Origin of the sequence: Pseudomonas sp. 58(2021) (assembly GCF_017491585.1) — a bacterium.
GTDB classification, from domain to species: domain Bacteria; phylum Pseudomonadota; class Gammaproteobacteria; order Pseudomonadales; family Pseudomonadaceae; genus Aquipseudomonas; species Aquipseudomonas fluorescens_BT.
This window is the reverse complement of the sequence record NZ_JAFGYZ010000007.1, coordinates 121,470-145,249: the sequence shown is the minus strand read 5'-3', so window position 1 is coordinate 145,249 and position 23,780 is coordinate 121,470. Positions and strand designations below refer to the sequence as shown.

The window sequence follows — 23,780 nt, the reverse complement described above, 5'->3', positions numbered from 1 at the left end:
TACCTTTCTTAAAGCGACGAGTATTTCTTGCGCAGACGCTGACGAATCAGTTCCGCGAGGGTGTTCATGACGAAGGTGAACAACAGCAGCACCAGCGCCGAGAGGAACAGCACGCGGTAGTGGCTGCCGCCGACTTCCGACTCCGGCATTTCCACCGCGACGTTGGCGGCCAGGGTGCGCAGGCCTTCGAACAGGTTCATTTCCATGACCGGGGTGTTGCCGGTGGCCATCAGCACGATCATGGTCTCGCCGACTGCACGGCCCATCCCGATCATCAGTGCCGAGAAGATGCCCGGGCTGGCGGTCAGGATCACCACGCGAGTCATGGTCTGCCATGGCGTGGCACCGAGGGCCAGCGAGCCCAGGGTCAGGCCGCGCGGCACGCTGAACACGGCGTCTTCAGCGATCGAGTAGATGTTCGGGATCACCGCAAAGCCCATGGCCAGACCGACCACCAGAGCGTTGCGCTGGTCGTAGGTGATGCCCAGGTCGTGGGAGATCCACATGCGCATGTCACCGCCGAAGAACCAGTTCTCCATGAACGGGCTCATGTACAGCGACAGCCAGCCCACGAACAGGATCACCGGGATCAGCAGCGCACTTTCCCAGCCGTCCGGGACTTTCAGGCGGATCGACTCAGGCAGGCGACTGAAAGTGAAACCGGCGATCAGGATGCCGATCGGCAGCAGCATCAGCAGGCTGAAAATGCCTGGCAGATGCCCTTCCACATAAGGTGCGAGGAACAGACCGGCGAAGAAACCGAGGATCACCGTCGGCATCGCTTCCATCAGCTCGATCACCGGTTTGACCTTGCGGCGCATGCCCGGGGCCATGAAGTACGCGGTGTAGATCGCAGCGGCAACGGCCAGCGGTGCAGCCAGCAGCATCGCGTAGAACGCGGCTTTCAGGGTGCCGAAGGTCAGTGGCGACAGGCTCAGTTTCGGTTCGAAATCGGTGTTGGCCGCAGTCGATTGCCAGACGTATTTAGGCTCGTCGTAGTTCTCGTACCAGACCTTGCTCCACAGTGCGCTCCACGACACTTCCGGGTGCGGGTTGTCGAGCAGCAACGGTTGCAGCTTGCCGCCGGCCTCGACGATCACACGGTTGGCACGTGGCGACAGACCGAACAGACCCTGGCCCTCGACCACCTGATCGACCAGCAAGGTGCGGTGCGCGGTGCTGTGGAACACGCCGAGCTTGCCGGAAGCATCCAGGGCAACGAAGCCTTTGCGGCGCTCTTCGGCGGTGATTTCAACGATCGGCGTCTTGCCCATCTGGAAGGTGCGGATCTGCTTGAGGCGCAGCTCGCCATCGGTGTCACGGGCCATGAACCACTGGGCCAGGCCACCGGTGGAGTCGCCAACAATCAGCGAGATACCGCCTACCAGTTGAGTGGCGGCAGTGACTTGCGCATCGGCGTTTTCCAGCAGTTTGTAACGACCGTTGAGGCTCTTGTCGCGCAGGCTGAACACGTCGGCCTGAGCGCGACCGTTGACCACGTACAGCCATTGCTGACGCGGGTCGACGAAGATGTTTTTCACCGGCTCAGTCATCTGCGGCAGATCGATACGCTTCTGCTCGTTGGTGACTTCGCCGGTCATCATGTTTTCTTCGCTGGTCAGCGACAGCACGTTGAGTTGCGAACCGGTGGAACCGACCAGCATCAGGGTCGAGTCGGTGGCATTGAGGCTGACGTGCTCCAGCGCACCGCCGCTCTCGTTCAGCGCAATCGGCGCTTCGCCGTACGGGAACTCGATCGCCGGGGTGATGGTTTTCTTGCCGTCCGGGTAGCTGACTTTATAAGTGTGACGGAACACCAGCGCCTGACCGTTGGACAGGCCCACGGCCACCAGCGGATGGCCCGGCTGGTCTTCGCCGATGGAGGTCACACTGGCGCCTGCCGGCAAAGGCAGATCGACGCGCTTCAATTCAGCGCCACTGTCGATATCGAAGAACAGCGCCTGGCCCTTGTCGGAAACGCGCATGGCCACCTGATTCTGCTCTTCGAGCGAAATCATCAGCGGCTTGCCGGCGTCCTGCATCCAGGCCGGGGTGATGGCGTCTTTCGCGGTCAGTTCCGCACCCTTGAACAGGGGCGCGACGACGTAGGCGAGGAAAAAGAAGATCAGGGTGATGGCTGCCAGCACCGCCAGACCGCCGACGAGGACGTACCAGCGGGTGAAGCGATCCTTGAGCGCGCGAATGCGGCGCTTGCGTTGCAACTCAGGCGTATTGAAATCAATGCGCTTGGGAGGGTTCGTAGTCATTTTGGAATTGGCCAGATCATTCATGCGCACACCCTAGCGATCCTGTATGACAGAAAGATGACAATGCAGTGACGCACCAAATCCGCCGCCAGCAGGGCACTGGCAGTGGATAGAAGAATTCGGGGAGTGTGGGAGCCGGGCCGCTTGCGGGCCGGGCCCCACACGGGAGTCAGGCGGGGTTCACCCCTGACTCAGTTTGTTACTTTTTTGCGACTTCAGCGCCGCCTTCCTGCAGACCCAGGTCAGCCAGTGCTTTTGCAGCAACCTTGGCTGGCAGCGGGATGTAGCCGTCTTTCACGACCACTTCCTGGCCCTGTTTCGACAGAACCAGTTTCACGAACTCGGCTTCCAGCGGGGCCAGAGGCTTGTTCGGGGCTTTGTTGACGTACACGTACAGGAAACGCGACAGCGGGTATTTGCCGTTCAGGGCGTTTTCTTCGGTGTCTTCGATGAAGTCAGTGCTGCCTTTCTTCGACAGAGCAACGGTTTTCACGCTGGCGGTCTTGTAGCCGATGCCCGAGTAACCGATGCCGTTCAGCGAGGAGCTGATCGACTGCACGACCGAAGCCGAGCCTGGCTGTTCGTTGACGTTAGGCTTGTAGTCGCCTTTGCACAGGGCTTCTTCCTTGAAGTAGCCGTAGGTACCGGATACCGAGTTGCGACCGAACAGCTGAACCGGCTTGTTGGCCAGGTCGCCGGTCACGCCCAGGTCGCCCCAGGTTTTCACGTCGGCCTTGGCGCCGCACAGACGGGTGGACGAGAAAATCGCGTCAACCTGTTCCATGGTCAGGTGCTGGATCGGGTTGTCCTTGTGCACGAACACAGCCAGGGCGTCCACGGCAACCGGGATAGCGGTTGGCTTGTAGCCGTATTTCTGTTCGAAGGCCGCCAGCTCGGTGTCCTTCATCTTGCGGCTCATCGGGCCCAGGTTGGAGGTGCCTTCAGTCAGCGCAGGTGGCGCAGTGGCGGAGCCAGCGGCCTGAATCTGGATGTTTACGTTCGGGTATTCTTTTTTGTAGTTCTCAGCCCAGAGGGTCATGAGGTTGGCCAGGGTATCGGAACCGACGCTGGACAGGTTGCCCGACACACCAGTGGTCTTGGTGTAGCTCGGGATAGCAGGGTCAACAGCGGCAACCGCGTTGGCAGTCGCAACGCCAGCAGCGACAAAAGTCATTGCCGCCATCAAACGCTTCAGTTTCATGCCTTACTCCTAGCAAATAGGGTGTGTTAAGTCGGGGCCAAGTATCAGCAGGCCGTGTGAACACTCTATGGCTGAAATATGACAATTGGATGAAAGGCCAGCATCCCTGTCGGAAAGCCGGCCTTTCAGTTGTAACGGCAAGTGTGAAGGTGGCTTAGCGACCTTTGCTCCACAACCACGCACCGACCAGGATCCCCATCCCGCACAGCACCGCCACATAGTAGGCAGGCCCCATCGCGCTTTCTTTCAGCAGCAGGCTGACCACCATCGGGGTCAGGCCGCCGAAGATGGCGTAGGCGACGTTATAAGAGAAGGACAGACCGCTGAAGCGCACCACCGGCGGGAACGCTTTCACCATCACATAAGGCACCGCGCCAATGGTGCCGACCAGGAAACCGGTCAGCGCATACAGCGGGAACAGCCAGTTCGGGTGATCGGCGAGGCTGTGATAGAAGGTCCAGGAGCTGGCCAGCAAACCCAGGCAACCGAATACGAATACGCGACCGGCGCCGAAGCGGTCCGCCAGCGCGCCGGAAATGATGCAGCCCACGCTCAAAAATACGATGGCCAGGCTGTTGGATTGCAACGCCACCGTCGGCGAGAAGTGATAGACCGTCTGCAGCACGGTCGGGGTCATCAGGATCACCACGACGATGCCGGCCGACAGCAGCCAGGTCAGCAGCATCGAGACTGCGATAGCCCCGCGATGGTCACGCAGCACCGCGCGCAGCGGCACTTCCTCGGCCAGAGCCTTGCGCAGTTGCAGTTCGGCGAATACCGGGGTTTCGTGCAGCCAGCGGCGCAGGTAGACCGAGAACAGGCCGAACACGCCACCGAGCAGGAACGGAATCCGCCAGGCGTAATCCGAAACTTCCGTTGGCGTATAAATGCTGTTGATCGCAGTGGCGACCAGCGAGCCGAGCAGAATGCCCGCCGTCAGGCCGCTGGTCAGGGTGCCGCAGGCATAGCCGACATGCTTTCCGGGCACGTGTTCGGAAACGAAGACCCACGCCCCCGGCACTTCGCCGCCAATCGCCGCGCCCTGGATGACGCGCATCAACAGCAGCAGGATCGGCGCCCACAGGCCGATCTGCGCGTAAGTCGGCAGCAGGCCCATGATCAGGGTCGGCACGGCCATCATGAAAATGCTCAGGGTGAACATCTTCTTGCGCCCCAGCAGGTCGCCGAAGTGCGCCATGACGATACCGCCCAGCGGCCGCGCGAGGTAGCCGGCGGCAAAGATGCCGAAGGTCTGCATCAGGCGCAGCCACTCGGGCATGTCGGCGGGGAAGAACAATTTGCCGACCACGGTGGCAAAGAACACGAAAATGATGAAATCGTAGAACTCCAGCGCGCCCCCCAGGGCCGATAGCGACAGAGTCTTGTAGTCATTGCGGGTCAAGGGTCGTGCGGGTTGGTCTGGCTGCGCGAGACTCGAGGGCGCTGTGGTCATGGCAAGGTCTTCTCTTATAGTCGGATCTGCCGCCACAACAACGCTGGCTGTGGCTCGGGCAGGTTCGGCACCATAGCAAATTGTTCGAAAAAGCACATAGAGGCGCGTATTTGACGGTCGAAATGAGAACCGGATGGTCGTCGCGGAGTCTACCGACCGATATACTCGCAATCCTGCTCCGGCTTGTAGGGGGTTGCTGTGCGAAAACGTCGTTGGTCGCCCTGGCGCGTGGATCCAGCCGGTTTCGCAGAGTTTCCCCTTTAGTTGCCTTATGGAAAACGTGACGAACGTAGTATGTTCGGTGCTGAATCGTTTTTCCTGAAGACGGCTACCACCAGCAATACCCAACGAAGAGTCACGGGTCAGAGGCACCCCCGGCATGATAGAGCTCGAACAAGAAGATCCGATCCCGCAAGGCGACCTGGCCTTGCAAATCACCGCGCTTCCCCGCGAAACCAACGGCTTCGGCGATATTTTCGGCGGCTGGCTGGTGGCGCAGATGGACCTGGCCGGCACCGCAATGGCCAGCCGCGTCGCCGGTGGTCGTGTTGCAACGGTCGCCATCGATCGCATGGCGTTCCTGGTGCCGGTGGCTGTCGGCGCGCAATTGTCCTTTTATACCCAGACCCTGGAGATCGGCCGCAGCTCGATCCAGATGATGGTCGAGGTGTGGAGCGACGACCCGCTGTCCAGCGAGTGGCGTAAAGTGACCGAGGCGGTGTTCGTGTTCGTGGCCATCGATGGCAGCGGTCGCACCCGTTCGGTTCCGCCACGCGCACGTTAAACCTCGCGACCGTTTCACGGTCGATAGTCGTCCAAGTTGCTGATCGAGAGTTGTCCGATGAACACGCCCAACGTTGAAGCCGTGAAACTGGATGAACTGAACTGCTGGCGCATCCGCCACGGTCAGGCCGAAGTGCTGGTGGCCCAGCAAGGTGCGCACATCCTCAGTTATCAGATCGATGGCCAGCCGCCGATCATCTGGCTCAACGACAAGGCCGTGTTCAAGACCGGCAAGAGCATCCGCGCCGGTGTGCCGGTGTGCTGGCCGTGGTTCGGCAAGTTCGAACGCAACCCGCAGAGCGTGCAGGCGATGCGTGTCAGCGAAGAGCCGGCCGCCGCCCACGGGTTTGTCCGGGCAATGGATTGGGAATTAGGCGGCATCGAAGCCGAGGACCAGGGCGTCAAGGTTGAATTCAAGCTGCCGTATCCCGAAGGCGGTTTCCCGGGTTGGCCGCATCAGGTTGACCTGACTCTGACCCTGCATCTGAATGATCAGTTGAACATCAGCCTGACCAGCCACAACCGCGGTGTCAACACCGTCAGTATCAGCCAGGCGCTGCACAGCTATTTCGCGGTCAGCGATGTGCGCAACGTGCGCGTCGAAGGCGTGGACGGTCTGGACTACATCGAGACGCTGGATGACTGGAAGACGCACGCCCAGCAAGGCGACCTGCGCTTTGCCGGGGAAACCGACCGCATCTATCTCGACGTCCCGCCGCAACTGAGCATCGTCGACCCGGCCTGGGAGCGGCGCATCGTGCTGACCGCGACCGGCTCACGCACCGCCGTGATCTGGAACCCATGGATCGACCGCGCCGCCGCGTTCAGCGACATGGACAACGACGGCTGGCAGCGCATGCTGTGCATCGAGACGGCGAATGTGCTGGACGACGTTGTGACACTGGCACCGAGTGCCAGTCATACGATGGGGGTCAGCGTCGGCAGTCAGCCGCTCTGAAAACAAAAATCGCAGCCCTGGGGCTGCGATTTTTTTTGCGGGTCTGAATTACAGATCCGACTCCTGCACTACCCGCACCTTGTCCGCATCCAGTGCGTAGGCCGCATCGGCCAGGTCATTGCTGACCTTTTCGATCTTCAGCGTGCCGGTCACCCACAGCGGTGTGTAGATGTCGTCCAGCTTCAAGCCTTTTGGATAACGCACCAGCACCAGTTGGTTCGGCGGTGGCGGCGGCACGTGGATGCACGCGCCGGGGTATGGCACGAGGAAAAACAGCGTACTGCGGCCCTTTGCGTCGGATTCCAGCGGTACCGGATAACCACCGATGCGGATGTGTTTGTCGTTCATCGACGCCACGGTCTTGGTCGAATACATCACCGCCGGCAAACCCTTGGCCTGCTTCATCCCGCCTTTCTGGGTGAAGGTGCCGGTGGCCTCCGGAGAGTTGTGGTCGATTTCAGGCATGGCCTCGAGGGCTTTCTGGTCCGACTTGGGCATCAGTTCCAGCCAGTCGGTTTCCGGCAGTTCGCCGGCGTGGGCCAGACCGCTGCCCAGCAAAAGGAGAGTCAACAGAAGACGGCGCATGAAGGTGCTCGGTAAAGGATGCTCGAATAAGGAGGGCAAAGTGAATCGTCGAGCATTCTAGCCCTCCCTACCGGATTGGCAGAGAGGACTTTGTCGCTTTGGATCAGTTCTTTTTGATCAGACCGTAGATCACCAGCAGCACGATCGCGCCAACCAGCGCGCCAATGAAGCCTGCGCCCTGACCTGCCTGATAGATGCCCAGGGCCTGACCGCCGTAAGTGGCTGCCAGCGAACCGCCGATACCGAGCAGGATGGTCATGATCCAGCCCATGCTGTCATCGCCCGGTTTCAGGAACCGCGCCAGCAGGCCGACGATGAGGCCGATAAAGATGGTTCCGATAATTCCCATGGCATTTCCCTCTGAATGGTAGATATGCGATGAAGCCTAGTCAGACTTTCGCATCCTGCCATCAGAGAACGGCGGCCCCGCAATGGTTCCGCCGCTGCCAGATGAAACTCTCGTTACTCGGCGATCAGCGCTTCGACCTTGAGGATCTGCTGCTCGAGGGTCGCCTTGTCCTTGCAGCGCAGATTGGCGTGTCCGACCTTGCGCCCGGCCTTGAAGGCCTTGCCGTAGTGATGCAGATGGCAATCGTCGATGGCGATGACCTTTTCGACCGGCGGAACCACACCGATGAAGTTGAGCATCGCGCTCTCACCGACCTTGGCGGTCGAACCCAGCGGCAGACCGGCGACGGCCCGCAGGTGGTTTTCGAACTGGCTGCACTCGGCGCCTTCGGTGGTCCAGTGCCCGGAGTTATGCACACGCGGGGCGATTTCGTTGGCCTTGAGGCCACCGTCGACTTCAAAGAACTCGAATGCCATCACGCCAACGTAATCCAGTTGCTTGAGGACGCGGCCGGAATAGTCTTCGGCCAGAGCCTGCAACGGATGATCGGAGCTGGCGACCGACAGCTTGAGAATGCCGCTGTCGTGGGTGTTGTGCACCAGTGGATAGAACCTGGTCTCACCATCGCGGGCACGCACGGCGATCAACGATACTTCGCCGGTGAACGGCACGAAGCCTTCCAGCAGGCAAGGCACGCTGCCCAGTTCGGCGAAGGTACCGACAACGTCTTCCGGCTTGCGCAGGACTTTCTGGCCCTTGCCGTCATAACCCAGGGTGCGGGTTTTCAGCACGGCCGGCAGACCGATCGAAGCGACCGCGGCGTCCAGATCGGCTTGCGACTGGATGTCGGCGAACGCCGGGGTCGGAATCCCCAAATCCTTGAACATGCTCTTTTCGAACCAGCGGTCGCGTGCGATGCGCAGCGCTTCGGCGCTCGGGTAGACCGGCACGAATTGCGAAAGAAACGCCACGGTTTCAGCCGGAACGCTTTCGAACTCGAAGGTCACCAGGTCGACTTCATCGGCCAACTGGCGCAGATGATCCTGATCGCCGTAATCGGCCCGCAGGTGTTCGCCCAGCGCGGCGGCGCAAGCGTCCGGCGCAGGGTCGAGGAAAGCGAAGTTCATGCCCAGCGGGGTGCCCGCCAGGGCCAACATGCGACCCAACTGGCCGCCACCGATTACACCGATCTTCATCTCAACAACCTCAGGCAATACGTGGGTCTGGATTGTCCAGGACGCTGTCCGTCTGCTCGGCACGGAAGGTCTTCAGTACCGCGTGGAATTGTGGATGCTTGGCGCCCAGGATGCTCGCTGACAGCAGGGCTGCGTTGATCGCACCGGCCTTGCCGATGGCCAGGGTGGCCACCGGGATGCCGGCCGGCATCTGCACGATCGACAGCAGCGAATCGACGCCCGAGAGCATCGCCGACTGGACCGGAACGCCCAGCACCGGCAGGTGGGTCTTGGCCGCACACATGCCTGGCAAGTGGGCTGCGCCACCGGCACCGGCGATGATCACCTCGATGCCGCGGCCTTCAGCCTCTTCGGCGTACTGGAACAGCAGATCCGGGGTGCGGTGGGCAGAGACCACCTTGACCTCGTAAGGGATGCCGAGCTTTTCCAGCATATCGGCGGTGTGGCTAAGGGTGGACCAATCGGACTTGGAGCCCATGATCACGCCAACCAGTGCACTCATCGTCGCGCCTCTTCTCTCTGGAGCGCCCGCAGGCGCGTCATAAAACAACAAGCCACGCAGGTTGCGTGGCTTGATTGTACGAAAAATGGCCGGACGTACCGGCCGAAGGCCGCGCAGTATACCGCAAAGAAAGCAATAAACAGCCCCCGTCGCGACCATCTGTCATCTGAACCTAACGACACATTTTGCTGACTCTAGGTTCAAGAATATTGCTTCGTTTTTCCCACGGGAAACATGATCAACAGGTCGAATGGAGAGCGTACTCAAATTTCCGCATGAGTTCATGTAATAAAAATCAAAACATTCCCAAGAGCCACAACAAAATTTAAATGATATACAACCAAGCATGAAATAAAAAAACAGAGACCCCACCCAAAAAACAAAAACTTATATTGCACAGCAACAGATCCATATTAATAGCACTTCCAAAATCGCAACGGCAGGACAGTCGGCACCATCACGCCTGCCCGTCACTATCAAGTAAATTGCAATCATCCAAAGGAACGGAACATGGCCAAACAGCCTTTAACACTGAATGTCTTCATCCATGAGGACTTATCGGACGACAGCAGACGAGACTTGTACAACACTCATTTTTCCTGGTTTACCGACGAAATCCAGGAACTGTCCGGCCGCAAGCTATCAGTCAATATGTTCACCCCGTCAGAAGCAGAGACCTTGAGTGGTTTTGATTATAAAAAAATATCCGCCGCCAGTTCTTTGGACGCTTGGGCAGAAAAATTAAAAAGCCATTTCGGCTCCGTGCTCCTGCAAGACTCGCACACAAGATTCAACAAATATCTATTGCTGACTCGCGACAATATAAACCCGAGCACAATGGGAATTGCACAAAACAAGGGTTACGCGGGTATATCCTCGATAAGAAGCGACATGGTTCCTGCTCACGAAGCGGGCCACATGTTCGGCGCGACTCATGAAGACAGCGAAATCCTGTACAACGGCTGGTGGAGCGAAACAATCATGAGTGATGATACTTTCTCACCACTTCGAAGCAATGCCAACCGCTTCAGTGATAAAAACAGAGAGAACATTCGCAATTACCTGGACAAACCGATTGCACAGCGGGCCGTGCCGCGCCCCCAAGACGATTGGGACGACGATTGAACTGATGCAAACCTGCCGCATCCCACGAGCTCTCGTATTTTAATAAAGCTCACCCGGCTTGGCAGAGGCGAAAAACAACATTCGCCTCTGCTTTCATTCAGTTATTGCCACTCGCTGCACCGCCTTCCAGCTTGCGCCACAACAACCGCACGTTGGCCTTGCGCACCAGTGCACAGCGGTACAGGCGAATTTCCAGCGGCACATGCCATTGCGGGCCGCCGCAGACAACCAGTTCGCCACGGGCCAGCTCGGCACGCACGCTCAGTTGCGGCACCCAGGCAATGCCGAGGCCTTCCAGGGCCATGCTTTTAAGGCTGTCGGCCATGGCGGTTTCGTAGATCGTGGTGAAGCGCAACTGACGCTGGCGCAGCAAGCCGTTCACCGAACGTCCGAGAAACGCCCCGGCGCTGTAGGCCAGCAGCGGCACGCTGGCCTCGCCTTCCAGGTCGAACAGTGGCTTGCCATTGACATCCGCTGCGCACACCGGGAGCATTTCGGTCTGCCCCAGATGCAGTGACGGGAAAATTTCCGGGTCCATCTGCATCGCGGCGTCCGGGTCGTAGAATGCCAGCATCAGATCACAGCCACCTTCACGCAGCGCGTGCACCGCGTCGCCAACGTTGGTCGCGACCAGCCGCGTGGCGATGTTCAGGCCTTCGTTACGCAGTTGCGCGATCCAGCGCGGGAAGAAACCGAGCGCCAGCGAGTGCGCCGCCGCCACCTGGATCACTTCACCCTGCCCGCCTTCCAGGTGATGCAAATGGCGCAACACTTCACCGAGCTGTTCGACCACGGTGCGCGCCGTCACCAGAAACAGTTGCCCCGCCGCCGTCAGCTCGACCGGTGTGCGCGAGCGGTTGACCAGCGTCAGTCCGAGCGCCGCTTCCAGGCTGCGGATCCGCCGACTGAACGCCGGCTGGGTCACGAAGCGCCGTTCGGCCGCCTGCGAGAAGCTGCGGGTGGCGGCCAGGGCACTGAAGTCCTCGAGCCATTTGCTTTCCAGATTCATCACGTCCTCCCGGACACGCACCAAAACAGGTCACACGTCTGCCGCGCACACGGCGTCACACGGGCATTATGCCGAATGTGCATAGGGCAGTGTTTAACAGCATTGGCCCAAAAATTCCCACAAGCCTAGCATTCGCAGCGTTCCGGCACAGACCGGGTCCATATCGAGATGATTTCTATCATGTCCTCCGCTGCATCATTCCGCACAGAAAACGACCTGCTTGGCACCCTCGAAGTCCCTGCTCAAGCGTATTACGGCATCCAGACCCTGCGAGCGGTGAACAACTTCCGTCTCTCGGGCGTTCCGATTTCGCACTACCCGAAGCTGGTTGTCGGTCTGGCGATGGTCAAACAGGCCGCCGCTGACGCCAACCGCGAGCTGGGTCACCTGAGCGAAGCCAAGCACGCTGCCATCAGCGAAGCCTGTGCCCGTCTGATCCGCGGTGATTTCCACGAAGAGTTCGTGGTCGACATGATTCAAGGTGGCGCCGGTACCTCCACCAACATGAACGCCAACGAAGTGATCGCCAACATCGCGCTGGAAGCGATGGGTCACCAGAAAGGCGAATACCAGTACCTGCACCCGAACGACGACGTGAACATGGCGCAGTCGACCAACGACGCCTATCCGACCGCGATCCGTCTGGGTCTGCTGCTGGGTCACGACGCGCTCCTGGCCAGCCTCGACAGCCTGATTCAGGCATTCGCGGCCAAGGGTGAAGAATTCAACCACGTCCTGAAGATGGGTCGTACCCAGCTGCAAGACGCCGTGCCGATGACCTTGGGTCAAGAGTTCCGCGCTTTCGCCACCACCATGGGCGAAGACCTGGCCCGTCTGAAGACGCTGGCCCCGGAACTGCTGACTGAAGTGAACCTGGGCGGCACCGCGATCGGTACCGGCATCAACGCCGACCCGCGCTACCAGGCCCTGGCCGTACAGCGTCTGGCACTGATCAGCGGTCAACCGCTGGTTCCAGCCGCCGACCTGATCGAAGCCACCTCCGACATGGGCGCCTTCGTGCTGTTCTCCGGCATGCTCAAGCGCACCGCGGTCAAGCTGTCGAAGATCTGCAACGACCTGCGTCTGCTGTCCAGCGGCCCGCGTACCGGCATCAACGAAATCAACCTGCCGGCGCGTCAGCCAGGCAGCTCGATCATGCCAGGCAAGGTCAACCCGGTTATCCCGGAAGCCGTGAACCAGGTGGCCTTCCAGGTCATCGGTAACGATCTGGCGCTGACCATGGCAGCCGAAGGCGGCCAGCTGCAACTGAACGTGATGGAGCCGCTGATCGCCTTCAAGATCCTCGACTCGATCCGCCTGCTGCAACGCGCCATGGACATGCTGCGCGAGCACTGCATCGTCGGCATCACCGCCAACGAAGCGCGCTGCCGCGAACTGGTCGAACACTCGATCGGTCTGGTCACCGCACTGAACCCGTACATCGGCTACAAAAACGCCACCCGCATCGCCCGTATCGCCCTTGAAAGCGGCCGCGGCGTGCTGGAACTGGTGCGCGAAGAAGGTCTGCTCGACGAAGCCATGCTCGCCGACATCCTGCGCCCGGAAAACATGATTGCTCCGCGTCTGGTGCCCCTGAAGGCCTGATCCGACGCGTGACTTGTAGCACCGCTCACCAGGTCGAGGGACTAGACACCTCTCACCTTTTGAGGGCTTGGGGAGCATTCCCCGAGCCCTTTTTTTTAACTGTTTGAACCTGAGAACCGTATGTATGGAAGCTGACCGCAAATCAGCTTTCACACAAACCCGACGCCGGTAACGTCGGGTGTTTCAAAGCTTCGTTTCGTCGCTTGCACCACAACCGTGCAGACGGGCGCCGCACTGATCGGTATAGTGCCGCCCCTCTTCGCGTGAGCGGTCGTCGGTAACGAGGCCATAACCCATGCGAAACCCGAACTAATAACAAACCCGCGATATGGATCCGGGACGAACCCTCGCCTCGCCCGTTGTGCCGCACGCACACCGGTGTAACGCGATGTTTCTGACCATCCAGCATTTGCTTAAACAATAAACAGCGAGGAAAAATCCATGCTCGAAGTCATCAACGACTTCCTCTCAGGGAAAGTACTGATCGTGCTCATTGTCGGGCTCGGTAGCTACTTCACGATTCGCTCGCGTTTCGTTCAATTGCGCCACTTCTTCCACATGTTCGCGGTGTTCCGCGACAGCCTCAAAGGCAGCGCCGGGCAACTCAGCTCGTTCCAGGCCCTGATGCTCAGCCTCGCCGGCCGCGTCGGTGCAGGCAACATCGCCGGTGTCGGCATCGCCGTGACCCTCGGTGGTCCGGGTGCGGTGTTCTGGATGTGGGTGACCGCTCTGGTCGGCATGTCCAGCAGCTTCTTCGAATGTACGCTGGCTCAGGTCTACAAGCGCGCCGATGGCGACGGCCTGTACCGTGGCGGTCCGGCTTACTACATCCAGCACGGCCTGAAACTCAAAGGCATGGCGGTGGTGTTCTCGATCCTGCTGCTGGTCACCTACGGCTTCGCCTTCATCGGCCTGCAGTCCTACACCGTGACCCACTCGCTGCAGAACGCCTTTGCCTTTGACCCGCAACACACCGGTATCGTCCTGGCTGTGCTGCTGGCCATCACCTTCATCGGCGGCATCAAGCGCATCGCTTCGGTGTCCGACCTGCTGGTACCGATCAAGACCCTGGCCTACATCGGCGTGACCCTGTACGTGATCGGCACCCAGATCGAACACGTGCCCGCCATGCTGGTTACCATTTTCAAGAGCGCCTTCGGTCTCGACCCGGCCTTCGGCGGCCTGCTCGGCAGCGCCATCGTCATGGGCGTGAAGCGTGGCGTGTTCGCCAACGAAGCGGGCCTGGGCAGTGCGCCGAACGTCGCCGCCGTGGCGGCCGTGAAGCACCCGGGCGCTCAGGGCGTGGTTCAGGCGTTCAGCGTGTTCCTCGACACCTTCGTGATCTGCACCTGCACCGCACTGCTGATCCTGCTGTCGGGCTTCTACACCCCGGGCTTCGAAGGTGACGGCATCGTCCTGACCCAGAACTCGCTGGCCGCCGTGGTCGGTGACTGGGGCCGCATGTTCGTCAGCGTCGCGCTGTCGCTGTTCGTCTTCACTTGCATCCTCTACAACTACTACCTGGGCGAAAACAGCCTGCAATTCCTCACCCGCAACCGCGCTGCGCTGATGACGTTCCGCGGTCTGGTGCTGGCACTGGTGGTCTGGGGTTCGATGCAGGATCTGTCGACCGTGTTCGCCTTCGCCGACATCACCATGACCTGCCTGGCCTTCGTCAACCTGATGGCCCTGGCCCTGCTGTTCAAGGTCGGCATGCGTGTGATGCGCGACTACGACGCGCAGCGCCGTGCCGGCGTCGACCAGCCGGTGTTCGACTCCAGCAAGTTCAGCGACCTGGATCTGGACCTGAAGGCCTGGCCTGCCAATCCGTCGGCCGACACCCAGGCCAACGCTCAGCCGCAAGGCATCCCTGCAGCGCAACGCTGATCGGGTAAAAACCGGGCGCAGCTCTTGCGCCCGGCGTGACACAAGCAGCGGTCGGCGTCATGCTCGACCGCATGCTGTCCTCGTTCAGGAGAACTCCCCATGAATTCCTCGACCTACCCTGCCGCCCAGCACGTGATGGTGCTGTACACCGGTGGCACCATCGGCATGCAGGCCAGCGCCAATGGCCTGGCTCCGGCGTCCGGTTTTGAAGCGCGGATGCGCGATTACCTGCACAGCCAGCCTGAGCTGGTGGTACCGCAGTGGCGCTTTCGCGAGATGTCGCCGCTGATCGACAGCGCCAACATGACCCCGGCCTACTGGCAGCAACTGCGTGAAGCGGTGGTCGACGCCGTCGATGTGCAAGGCTGCGACAGCGTGCTGATCCTGCACGGCACCGACACCCTGGCCTACAGCGCCGCCGCCATGAGCTTCCAGTTGCTCGGCCTGCATGCCCGCGTGTGCTTCACCGGCTCGATGCTGCCGGCCGGCGTCACCGACAGCGACGCGTGGGAAAACCTCAGCGGCGCATTGGTCGCCCTCGGCCACGGCCTGGCGCCGGGCGTGCATCTGTATTTCCACGGCGAACTGCTGGCCCCGACCCGCTGCGCGAAAGTGCGCAGCTTCGGCCGCCATCCGTTCAAACGTCTGGAACGTCAGGGCGGTGGCGTGAAAGCCACCTCGCTGCCAGCCGCGCTGAACTACAACCAACCCAAGCAACTGGCCAAGGTGGCGGTGTTACCGCTGTTCCCGGGCATTGGCGCCGAGATCATCGACGGCCTGCTCGACAGCGGCATTCAGGGTCTGGTGTTGGAGTGCTATGGCAGCGGTACCGGGCCAAGCGACAACCCGCAATTTCTCGCCAGCCTCGGTCGGGCGCGGGACAACGGTGTCGTGGTGGTTGCGGTCACGCAGTGCCATGAAGGCGGTGTGGAACTGGATGTGTACGAGGCTGGCAGCCGCTTGCGTGGTGTTGGCGTGTTGTCCGGTGGCGGCATGACCCGTGAGGCGGCGTTCGGCAAGTTAAATGGTTTGCTGGGTGCCGGCCTTGAGACAGCTGAAGTACGGCGTCTGGTCGAACTCGACCTGTGCGGCGAGCTGATTTAAACCTTCAAATATTCCTCCCGTCGTACCGCGACGGGAGAAATAAAATACATCGGGAACAGATCCAGTAGATTTGCACCCATATCGACACACCATTTTGATCGTTAGTGCACAACATTCCTTATCAGAAAAACCTCTCCCACCCACAACTTAGCAGCTCAATAAAAATCTATCTAAACCCTACATGGGCAACGCCGTAGCTGAGCCGGACCGACTGCTGCGTTGCAGTAGCATCAAAGTAAATACTGTAATTCGAACTTGTTTCATCTTCACGTATGATCATGCTGCCTTTGTCTGCTGTCCAACCGGCACCATTGCATCGATAGTAAAGAAAAAATCTAGAGGCATCGACAACCTGCCCTAGATACTTTCGGCTGACACCGATCATGATAACGTGCGTTTTCTTGGTGTCTTCAAACTCGACAAATATGTTTTCTCCGTCAGCGCCTGCTCGCGCCGGCATGACCACATTACCACCATCAACCAGAACAGAAAGGCTTCCAGTTACAATACCGGCCTTTAGACTTTTGAAATCATCAAGTGTAATTTTTGATTCCTTTGAATTACCCATTATGCAATCCCTCATAAGAGTGAGCTGATATATAGAGCCTATGAAAACAACATATCCAAAGCGTGGAATATGTCAGATATAAAATAGACACAAGACACCAGATACCTGCTGGCGCCAACCCATTGCGCGAAATTGCGCAGTTTTCGCCGTCATCCGTTCAAACGCCTGGAGCATCAGGGCGGCGTCGTGAAAGCCACTTCCTGCCGGCCGCGTTTAACTACAACCATCAAAGCAATTGACCAAGGTTGCTGTGCTGCCGCGGTTCCCGGGAATCAGCGCCGAGATCAATGATGCTCAGCAATACCCCTCTTTACTGCATGAAGGGGTATCGACTATTTCACAGGTTTAACCACAAGGAGTTTCGCCTTTAATTTTGCTGTTTCCAGATTCGGGGGATCACCGCGCCAAAGAGTCGCATCAACGTCGCACTGAAGCCTTCCTGTGCTGGCGTCAAAGGACACACCAGAAAGCTTTGCTGTGTCCGCATCCCAACGACCGGGATCATTACCAAAGAGAAAATTAAAAAAATCGCCATAACCCATACGAAAATCATACATAACCGAGGATAAAGCTGATTGATCGATCTCCAGATTAATACCGGAATCCTTGCTCCTGAACAGAAGCAGTAACCTCTTTCCGTTTTTATCTACATGTTCCACCCATGAGTCGGCCGGACATTCAAAATGCTGGCCATCCAGCGTCCCTACTATGCTCCCCTCATCTACAGGATTCTTTCCGCCACCGTACTTATCCAATATGCTTTCAATATAAACACGACGGTCTTCGACTTCTTTATTTTTCGAATTCATTTTTTCGTCCTCCTTATTAATAACCCCATACACATTACAACCACAAACTGAGCGTAGACCCAGACAAATACAAATCAAATAAAAAACTCAAATAAATAGACATTAGTAACTAAACGACAAACGGCGCCCATATAATTAAAAACCTGTTACTTCTGACAGTCGCCAAAACAACTATTTCGCATTAAGTTAAACAGGCGGGAGCCACGCCCCTATATGTGACAAAACAAAAGTGGCCATTTCTGTAAACATTAATTACCGTAAACAATCGATATGCAACTTGTGGTATGTAATTTGCTTTCCAGGAAATGTATTTCGCTCGGGACGCCTCTATGCTCCACTCCCACCTCACCACCCTCAACGCTGTCTCCCTGGTGCTCAACACCTTCCGGGATCAAGGCCTGTCCAGCGAAGCGCTGTTGGCTGGCAGCGGCATCAGCGCGGCGGATCTGAACCGGGCCGACACCCGCATCACCACCAATCAGGAGATGCAGGTCTGCGCCAACGCGGTCGCGCTCAAGCACGATATCGGTCTGGAACTGGGCCGGCGCATGCACGTTTCCTGCTACGGCATCCTCGGTTACGCGCTGCTGACCTGTGCCACCTTCGGTGACGCTTTGCGCCTGGCGATCCGTTATCCGGCGCTGCTGGGAACACTTTTCGAGCTGAGCCTGGAGGACGACGGCGAGCGTGCCTGGTTCGTCGCCGCCGATTACCGCGAGAGTCCGGCGATGGCCGTATTCAACGCCGAGTTCTGTCTGGTGTCGCTGAAAGTCATCTGCGACGACCTGCTCGGCCATCCACTGCCATTGCTGGCCGCGCGCTTCGAACACGCTGCGCCGGATTACCGCGACAGCTACGCCGAACACTTCAAGGCGCCCCTGCATTTCGGTGCCAAGGACAACGCCTTCGCCTTCGACCGGCGCTGGCTCGATCAGCCGCTGCCGCTGGCCGACATCATCACCCACCAGGCGATGGCCGAACGCTGCCGCAAGCAGAACACCGAGTTCACCGGCCGCCAGGCGTGGCTGGGGCGGATCCGCCAGTTGCTCAGCGCGCAACTCAATGCTGCACCGGGACTGGAAGGTCTGGCGCAGCAGATGAACTGCTCGCCGCGCACCTTGCGCCGGCATCTGAAAGACATGGGTTGCAGCTATCAGGAGCTGCTCGACGAACTGCGTTTCGAGCGGGCCAAGCAAATGCTTTGTGAGGACCAGTTGCCGATCTATCGCATCGCCGAAACCCTGGGTTTCAGCGAGACCGCCAGCTTCCGCCATGCGTTCGTGCGCTGGAGCGGCGTGGCGCCGAGTCAGTTCCGCCCACACGGTTAAACCGTCGAGGGGCGATATCAGGTCAGTATTTTTGGCCACATCGATCCCCTTTTGGCCTCTCTGGCCGTTCTCCGATTCGCCCCGCGCCGCAACACTGGAGCCAACCGAATCAGCCCCTGCGGAGAACAACAAATGCTGACGATCTACTCTGACGATCACCACCTGCACCATGGCCGCTGCGAATTGATCGACGGGCAACTCAAGCCTTGCTTCGAGATGCCGTCGCGCGCCGACCACGTGCTGCAACGTGTGAAACATCAAAAACTCGGCCCGGTCGAAGCACCGAAAGATTTTGGCCTTGGGCCGATCGAGCGCATCCACAGCCGCGATTACCTCGACTTCTTCAAAGGCGCCTGGGCGCGCTGGACCGAATTCAACACCGACGGCGACCTGCTGCCCTACACCTGGCCGGCGCGCACTCTGCGTCAGGTCAAACCGACCAGCCTGCACGGCCAGCTTGGTTACTACAGCTTCGACGGCGGCGCACCGATTACCGCCGGCACCTGGCAAGCGGCCTACAGCGCAGCGCAAGTGGCGCTGACCGCTCAAGCGGAAATCCAGCGCGGCGCCCGTGGGGCCTTCGCCCTGTGCCGTCCGCCGGGACACCATGCTGCCGGCGACTTGATGGGCGGTTATTGCTACCTCAACAACGCCGCCATTGCAGCGCAAGCATTCCTCGATCAGGGCCACAAGAAGGTTGCGATCCTCGACGTCGACTATCACCACGGCAACGGTACCCAGTCGATTTTCTACGAGCGCAGCGACGTGCTGTTCACCTCGATCCACGGCCACCCGGAAGCGGAATTCCCGTTCTTCCTCGGCTACGAAGACGAACGCGGCGAAGGGGCCGGCGAAGGCTTCAACTTCAACTATCCGCTGCCGGCCGGTTCCGGCTGGGATGTCTGGAGCGCGGCGCTGGATCAGGCCTGCGCTGAGATCGACAGCTACGGCGCCGACATCATCGTCGTGTCGCTGGGTGTCGACACCTTCAAGGACGACCCGATCTCGCAGTTCAAGCTTGATAGCCCGGACTATCTGGCCATGGGCAAGCGCATCGCCGCCCTCGGCAAACCGACCCTGTTCGTCATGGAAGGTGGCTACGCGGTGGAAGAAATCGGCATCAATGCGGTGAACGTGCTTGAAGGTTTCGAACAATGAGCAGACTCAAGCACCTCATCGCGCCGGCGTTGTGCGCGGCGCTGCTGAGCAGCGGCGCCCACGCGCAAGAACGCACCCTGCGCGTCTACAACTGGTTCGACTACATCACCCCCAAGGCACTGGAAGATTTCAAGGCGCAGAACAGCCAGACCAGACTGGTCTACGACATCTTCGACACCAACGAAGCGCTGGAGGCCAAGCTGCTGACCGGCAACTCCGGCTATGACGTGGTGGTGCCGTCCAACGTGTTCCTCGCCAAGCAGATCGAGGCCGGGGTGTTCCAGCCGCTGGATCGCAGCCAGTTGCCGAACTGGAATCACCTCGATCCGAAACTGATGAAGCTGATCGAAGCCAACGACCCGGGCAACCAGTTCGCCGTGCCGTACATGTACGGCACCATCCTGATCGGCTTCAACCCGGCCAAGGTCAAAGCGGCGCTGGGTGACAACGCGCCGGTGGATAGCTGGGATCTGATCTTCAAGGAAGAGAACATCAGCAAGCTCAAGCAGTGCGGTGTCGCCCTGCTCGACTCGCCGTCGGAGATCCTGCCGCTGGCCCTGCAACACCTCGGTCTGGATCCCAACAGCAAGAACCCGGCGGACTACGCCAAGGCTGAAGCGCTGCTGATGAAGATTCGCCCGTACGTGACCTACTTCCATTCGTCCAAATACATGGCCGACATCGCCAACGGCGACATCTGCGTCGCGGTCGGCTATTCGGGCAGCTTCTCGCAAGCCGCCAACCGCGCCAAAGAGGCGAAGAACGGCGTGGTGGTTGACATGCGCCTGCCGAAGGAAGGAGCGCCGATCTGGTTCGACATGCTCGCTATCCCGAAAGGCGCGAAAAACCCGCAGGACGCCTACACCTTCATCAACTACCTGCTGCAACCGCAGGTGATCGCCCCTGTCAGCGATTTTGTCGGTTATCCGAACCCGAACAAGGACGCCACCGAACTTGTCGACCCGGCGATTCGCAACAACCCGAATCTGTACCCGACCGATGCGGCGATGAATACGCTCTACACCTTGCAACCGCTGCCGCGCGATGCGGAACGGGCGCGCACGCGGGCGTGGACGAAGATCAAATCCGGCACCTGAAACCTTCCCATCCAGCTCAGACCCGCCCCGGCGGGTCTTTGGATACCGATGTTCCGTCTTCACTCACCCCAGGCTTGCCGCAAACGGGCCAGGGCCGACTCGATCGCCGGCTCCGGCACCGCCGCAAAACCCAGCACCAGACCGGCGCGCTGATCGAGCGGCAGCGTCGAGTCCGGCAGCCAGTATTTGCTCAAGCCATGGACTTCCACCTCTACGCTGGCGGCCTGCTCGATCAATTGCTGTTCGCGGGCCACGCTGTCGACCGTCACCGTGAGATGCAATCCGGCCGACACCGCGGGCAATGCCCCCACACCCGCCAGGCCATGTGGCCAACCATTGATCAGCGTGTTGCGCCGGCTCAGGGCTGCCCGACGCATCCGTCGGATGTGCCGCTGGAAGTGCCCGGCCGCCATGAACTCGGCCATCACCGCCTGAGTGCTCACCTCGGAGTGCCGGACATCCACTGCACGCCGCTGCGCAAACGCCTCCACCAGCCCCGGCGGCAACACCAGATAACCCAGGCGCAGCGCCGGGAACGCGACTTTGCCGAAGGTGCCGACGTATAGCACGCGGCCCTGGCGGTCGAGTGCAGCCAGCGGGGCCAGTGGCGCGCCGGTGTAGCGATACTCGCCGTCGTAGTCGTCCTCGACAATCCAGCCGCCGGTACGCTCGGCCCAGGCCAGCAACTCCAGGCGCCGCGCCAGGCTCATCACCACCCCCGTCGGGTACTGATGAGAGGGCGTGACATAAGCCACTCGGCAATCTTCGGCGGCCGCCAGTGCCGCGCAGTCGATACCCTCTTCGTCCACGGCAATGCCTTGCAATCGGCCACCGGCCAGCGCGAAGGCGTGACCCGCTGCGCGGTAGCCCGGATTTTCAATGCCGACCCCGGCGCCCGGCTCCACCAGCAACTGTGCACAAAGGCTGATTCCCTGCTGCGCGCCACTGGTGATCACAATTTGCTCAGCGGAACACTGCATGCCGCGCGAACTGCGCAAATAAGCGGCGATCAGACCGCGCAAGCGTGCATCGCCCGCCGGGTCGCCGTAACACAGTTGCTGCAAGTCGGGTTTGCGCCAGAACGCCGCGTTCAGCTTGGCCCAGACGTCGAACGGGAACAGATCGAACGCTGGAACCCCCACCCTGAAAGCCCGTGGCGGACCGCTTGGCGGCGTTGGCAAATGATTCTGTTCAAGCCGCTGCATGGCTCCGCTGTGGATAACTTTTCTGGATAAATCCCCAGTGGTTTTGGCCACAGTTGTGGATAAAGCTGTGGGTAAGCCTGTTGAAAACCCTGTGGATACTTTTGTGGATAGTTTTTTCGCCGGTGCCGTCGATTGCGGCAATTGCGCTACATACGTCCCGTCACCGACCCGTCCTTCGATAAAACCCTCGGCATACAGCTGATCGTAGGCGCGCACCACGCTGTTGCGGGAAATCCCCAACGCTGCCGCCAGATCGCGACTGGCCGGCAAGCGCGTGCCGCTGGCCAGAAGCCCGTCGAGCACACGCAGGCGCAAGGCCTGATAGAGCTGACGACTCAGGCCTTTGCGGCGGTCGAGCTCAATACCGGCGGGGTTGAACGGCAGCGACAGCGTGGTCGGATCGGGCATGACAATGGACCTGTGAAATTGGTCATCAATGGCTCTTACAACAGACCAATAGCCTGCCTACGATGCAGGCATTCGCCAAGGAAAATATCTCCATGTACACGCCCCGCGCCTTTGCCATCGACGACTTGTCCCAACTGCACGAACTGATCCTCGCCACCCGCCTCGCCATCCTGGTCACCCACGGCGAACAAGGCTTGCAGGCCAGCCACGTGCCGGTGCTGCTGCATCGTGAACAAGGCCCGAACGGTACGCTGTACGGGCATCTGGCCAAGGCCAATGCGCAGTGGAAAGACCTGCGCGACGGCGCCGAGGCCATGCTGATTTTCCCCGGTGCCGATGCCTACGTCAGCCCGGGCTTTTACCCGAGCAAGTCCGAGCACGGCAAAGTCGTGCCGACCTGGAACTACGTCGCCGTGCACGCCTACGGTCACGCTGAAACCTTCAGCGATGGCGGTCGGCTGCTGGACATCGTCAGCACCCTCACCGATCGCCATGAAGCGGGCCGCGACCGGCCCTGGTCCGTCGACGATGCGCCGGCCGATTACATCGACGGCATGCTCAAGGCCATCGTCGGATTCGCCATTCCGATCGACCGCCTCGAAGGCAAGCGCAAGCTCAGCCAGAACCGCAGCGCCGAAGACATCGCCGGCGTGCGCGAAGGCCTGGCCGCCAGCCCCGACATCAACGATCAAACCCTCGCTCACTTGATGCGTTAAGGAAATCACCATGAGTCAGATCGAAATCCGCCCGGTCAGCGCCGGCGATCACACGGCGTGGCTGCCGCTGTGGCAGGCCTACCTGCGCTTCTACAACACTGAGCTGCCCGACGCGGTCAGCCAAAGCACCTGGCAGCGTTTTCTCGACCCGAACGAACCAACCCACGCCGCCCTCGCCTGGGCCGACGGCAAAGCGGTGGGCATGGTGCATTTCATCTACCATCGTTCGAACTGGAGCATCGAAAACTCCTGCTACCTGCAAGACCTGCTGGTAGAGCCGCAAACCCGTGGCACCGGCGTCGGTCGCCTGCTGATCGAACACGTCTACGCCACGGCCAAGGCCGACGGTTGCTGCAAGGTGCACTGGCTGACCCACGAAACCAACACCACGGCGATCCAGCTCTACGAGCGCATCGCCGAACGCCCGGGTTTCATCCAGTTTCGCAAAGCCATTTAAGGAGCCACGT

22 protein-coding genes are annotated in these 23,780 nt (G+C 59.9%); 11 read left to right on the top strand and 11 right to left on the bottom strand.

The window, feature by feature from the left end:
• Positions 1-8 precede the first annotated feature (8 nt).
• The 3 genes from J5M72_RS10230 to J5M72_RS10220 all read right to left on the bottom strand — a co-directional run bounded on the left by J5M72_RS10230 (position 9) and on the right by J5M72_RS10220 (position 4,921).
• Positions 9-2,042: an ABC transporter permease subunit gene (locus J5M72_RS10230; protein ID WP_207865449.1), complete on the bottom strand. Its 2,034-nt coding sequence runs from the start codon at positions 2,040-2,042 to the stop codon at positions 9-11.
• 424 nt (positions 2,043-2,466) lie between these two features.
• Positions 2,467-3,468: a phosphate ABC transporter substrate-binding protein PstS gene (locus tag J5M72_RS10225; protein WP_011336616.1), complete on the bottom strand. Its 1,002-nt coding sequence runs from the start codon at positions 3,466-3,468 to the stop codon at positions 2,467-2,469.
• Positions 3,469-3,622: 154 nt separating this feature from the next.
• Positions 3,623-4,921, bottom strand: a complete 1,299-nt coding sequence (locus J5M72_RS10220) for an MFS transporter (protein ID WP_169432505.1) — start codon at positions 4,919-4,921, stop codon at positions 3,623-3,625.
• A gap of 379 nt (positions 4,922-5,300) precedes the next feature.
• Here J5M72_RS10220 and J5M72_RS10215 point away from each other — a divergent pair, with 379 nt between their 5' ends.
• Positions 5,301-5,705: an acyl-CoA thioesterase gene (locus J5M72_RS10215; protein ID WP_003229628.1), complete on the top strand. Its 405-nt coding sequence runs from the start codon at positions 5,301-5,303 to the stop codon at positions 5,703-5,705.
• A 57-nt stretch (positions 5,706-5,762) separates the two neighbouring features.
• A complete protein-coding gene (locus J5M72_RS10210) occupies positions 5,763-6,662 on the top strand; it encodes a D-hexose-6-phosphate mutarotase (RefSeq protein WP_207865390.1) in 900 nt (299 codons plus the stop codon).
• 48 nt (positions 6,663-6,710) lie between these two features.
• On the opposite strand, the gene J5M72_RS10205 is transcribed toward J5M72_RS10210, so the two are convergent.
• The 4 genes from J5M72_RS10205 to purE form a co-directional block, all read right to left on the bottom strand.
• The gene (locus tag J5M72_RS10205) at positions 6,711-7,247 is read right to left on the bottom strand and encodes a DUF3299 domain-containing protein (RefSeq protein ID WP_169432507.1); all 537 of its coding nucleotides are present in this window, start codon (positions 7,245-7,247) and stop codon (positions 6,711-6,713) included.
• A 103-nt stretch (positions 7,248-7,350) separates the two neighbouring features.
• Complete coding sequence (locus tag J5M72_RS10200) at positions 7,351-7,596, bottom strand: GlsB/YeaQ/YmgE family stress response membrane protein (protein ID WP_003229635.1); 246 nt, start codon at positions 7,594-7,596, stop codon at positions 7,351-7,353.
• Between the two features lie 113 nt (positions 7,597-7,709).
• Complete coding sequence (locus tag J5M72_RS10195) at positions 7,710-8,792, bottom strand: 5-(carboxyamino)imidazole ribonucleotide synthase (RefSeq protein WP_169432508.1); 1,083 nt, start codon at positions 8,790-8,792, stop codon at positions 7,710-7,712.
• Between the two features lie 10 nt (positions 8,793-8,802).
• Positions 8,803-9,294 carry a 5-(carboxyamino)imidazole ribonucleotide mutase gene (purE, locus tag J5M72_RS10190; RefSeq protein ID WP_007954291.1) on the bottom strand — a complete coding sequence of 164 codons (492 nt, stop codon included), beginning with the start codon at positions 9,292-9,294 and terminating at the stop codon, positions 8,803-8,805.
• 510 nt (positions 9,295-9,804) lie between these two features.
• On the opposite strand from purE, the gene J5M72_RS10185 reads away from it, so the two are divergent.
• Positions 9,805-10,419, top strand: coding sequence for a hypothetical protein (locus J5M72_RS10185; protein WP_169432509.1), 615 nt, complete (start codon positions 9,805-9,807; stop codon positions 10,417-10,419).
• Between the two features lie 97 nt (positions 10,420-10,516).
• Here J5M72_RS10185 and J5M72_RS10180 read toward each other — a convergent pair whose 3' ends face one another.
• Positions 10,517-11,428 carry a LysR substrate-binding domain-containing protein gene (locus J5M72_RS10180; protein WP_207865389.1) on the bottom strand — a complete coding sequence of 304 codons (912 nt, stop codon included), beginning with the start codon at positions 11,426-11,428 and terminating at the stop codon, positions 10,517-10,519.
• A gap of 180 nt (positions 11,429-11,608) precedes the next feature.
• Here J5M72_RS10180 and aspA point away from each other — a divergent pair, with 180 nt between their 5' ends.
• The 3 genes from aspA to J5M72_RS10165 all read left to right on the top strand — a co-directional run bounded on the left by aspA (position 11,609) and on the right by J5M72_RS10165 (position 16,024).
• Entirely contained in the window at positions 11,609-13,033 is a 1,425-nt protein-coding gene (gene aspA, locus J5M72_RS10175; RefSeq protein ID WP_039765095.1) for an aspartate ammonia-lyase, read from the top strand.
• A 441-nt stretch (positions 13,034-13,474) separates the two neighbouring features.
• Positions 13,475-14,920: an alanine/glycine:cation symporter family protein gene (locus J5M72_RS10170; protein WP_011336625.1), complete on the top strand. Its 1,446-nt coding sequence runs from the start codon at positions 13,475-13,477 to the stop codon at positions 14,918-14,920.
• Between the two features lie 99 nt (positions 14,921-15,019).
• The gene (locus J5M72_RS10165; protein ID WP_127800703.1) at positions 15,020-16,024 is read left to right on the top strand and encodes an asparaginase; all 1,005 of its coding nucleotides are present in this window, start codon (positions 15,020-15,022) and stop codon (positions 16,022-16,024) included.
• Between the two features lie 166 nt (positions 16,025-16,190).
• Here J5M72_RS10165 and J5M72_RS10160 read toward each other — a convergent pair whose 3' ends face one another.
• On the bottom strand, positions 16,191-16,592 hold the full coding sequence (locus J5M72_RS10160; RefSeq protein ID WP_207865388.1) for a hypothetical protein: 402 nt from the start codon (positions 16,590-16,592) through the stop codon (positions 16,191-16,193).
• A 332-nt stretch (positions 16,593-16,924) separates the two neighbouring features.
• Complete coding sequence (locus J5M72_RS10155) at positions 16,925-17,401, bottom strand: hypothetical protein (protein WP_207865387.1); 477 nt, start codon at positions 17,399-17,401, stop codon at positions 16,925-16,927.
• 329 nt (positions 17,402-17,730) lie between these two features.
• Here J5M72_RS10155 and J5M72_RS10150 point away from each other — a divergent pair, with 329 nt between their 5' ends.
• From J5M72_RS10150 to J5M72_RS10140, 3 genes are all read left to right on the top strand, one after another.
• Positions 17,731-18,729: an AraC family transcriptional regulator gene (locus J5M72_RS10150; protein WP_169432515.1), complete on the top strand. Its 999-nt coding sequence runs from the start codon at positions 17,731-17,733 to the stop codon at positions 18,727-18,729.
• Positions 18,730-18,861: 132 nt separating this feature from the next.
• Positions 18,862-19,887, top strand: a complete 1,026-nt coding sequence (locus J5M72_RS10145; RefSeq protein ID WP_169432516.1) for a histone deacetylase family protein — start codon at positions 18,862-18,864, stop codon at positions 19,885-19,887.
• The gene (locus J5M72_RS10140; protein ID WP_207865386.1) at positions 19,884-20,984 is read left to right on the top strand and encodes a polyamine ABC transporter substrate-binding protein; all 1,101 of its coding nucleotides are present in this window, start codon (positions 19,884-19,886) and stop codon (positions 20,982-20,984) included. Before J5M72_RS10145 ends, J5M72_RS10140 begins: the two co-directional genes overlap by 4 nt.
• 59 nt (positions 20,985-21,043) lie before the next feature.
• Here J5M72_RS10140 and J5M72_RS10135 read toward each other — a convergent pair whose 3' ends face one another.
• The gene (locus J5M72_RS10135; RefSeq protein ID WP_207865385.1) at positions 21,044-22,597 is read right to left on the bottom strand and encodes a PLP-dependent aminotransferase family protein; all 1,554 of its coding nucleotides are present in this window, start codon (positions 22,595-22,597) and stop codon (positions 21,044-21,046) included.
• Between the two features lie 92 nt (positions 22,598-22,689).
• Here J5M72_RS10135 and J5M72_RS10130 point away from each other — a divergent pair, with 92 nt between their 5' ends.
• Positions 22,690-23,313, top strand: coding sequence for an FMN-binding negative transcriptional regulator (locus J5M72_RS10130; protein WP_207865384.1), 624 nt, complete (start codon positions 22,690-22,692; stop codon positions 23,311-23,313).
• A 10-nt stretch (positions 23,314-23,323) separates the two neighbouring features.
• Positions 23,324-23,770 carry a GNAT family N-acetyltransferase gene (locus J5M72_RS10125; protein WP_207865383.1) on the top strand — a complete coding sequence of 149 codons (447 nt, stop codon included), beginning with the start codon at positions 23,324-23,326 and terminating at the stop codon, positions 23,768-23,770.
• The last annotated feature ends 10 nt before the right edge of the window (positions 23,771-23,780 follow it).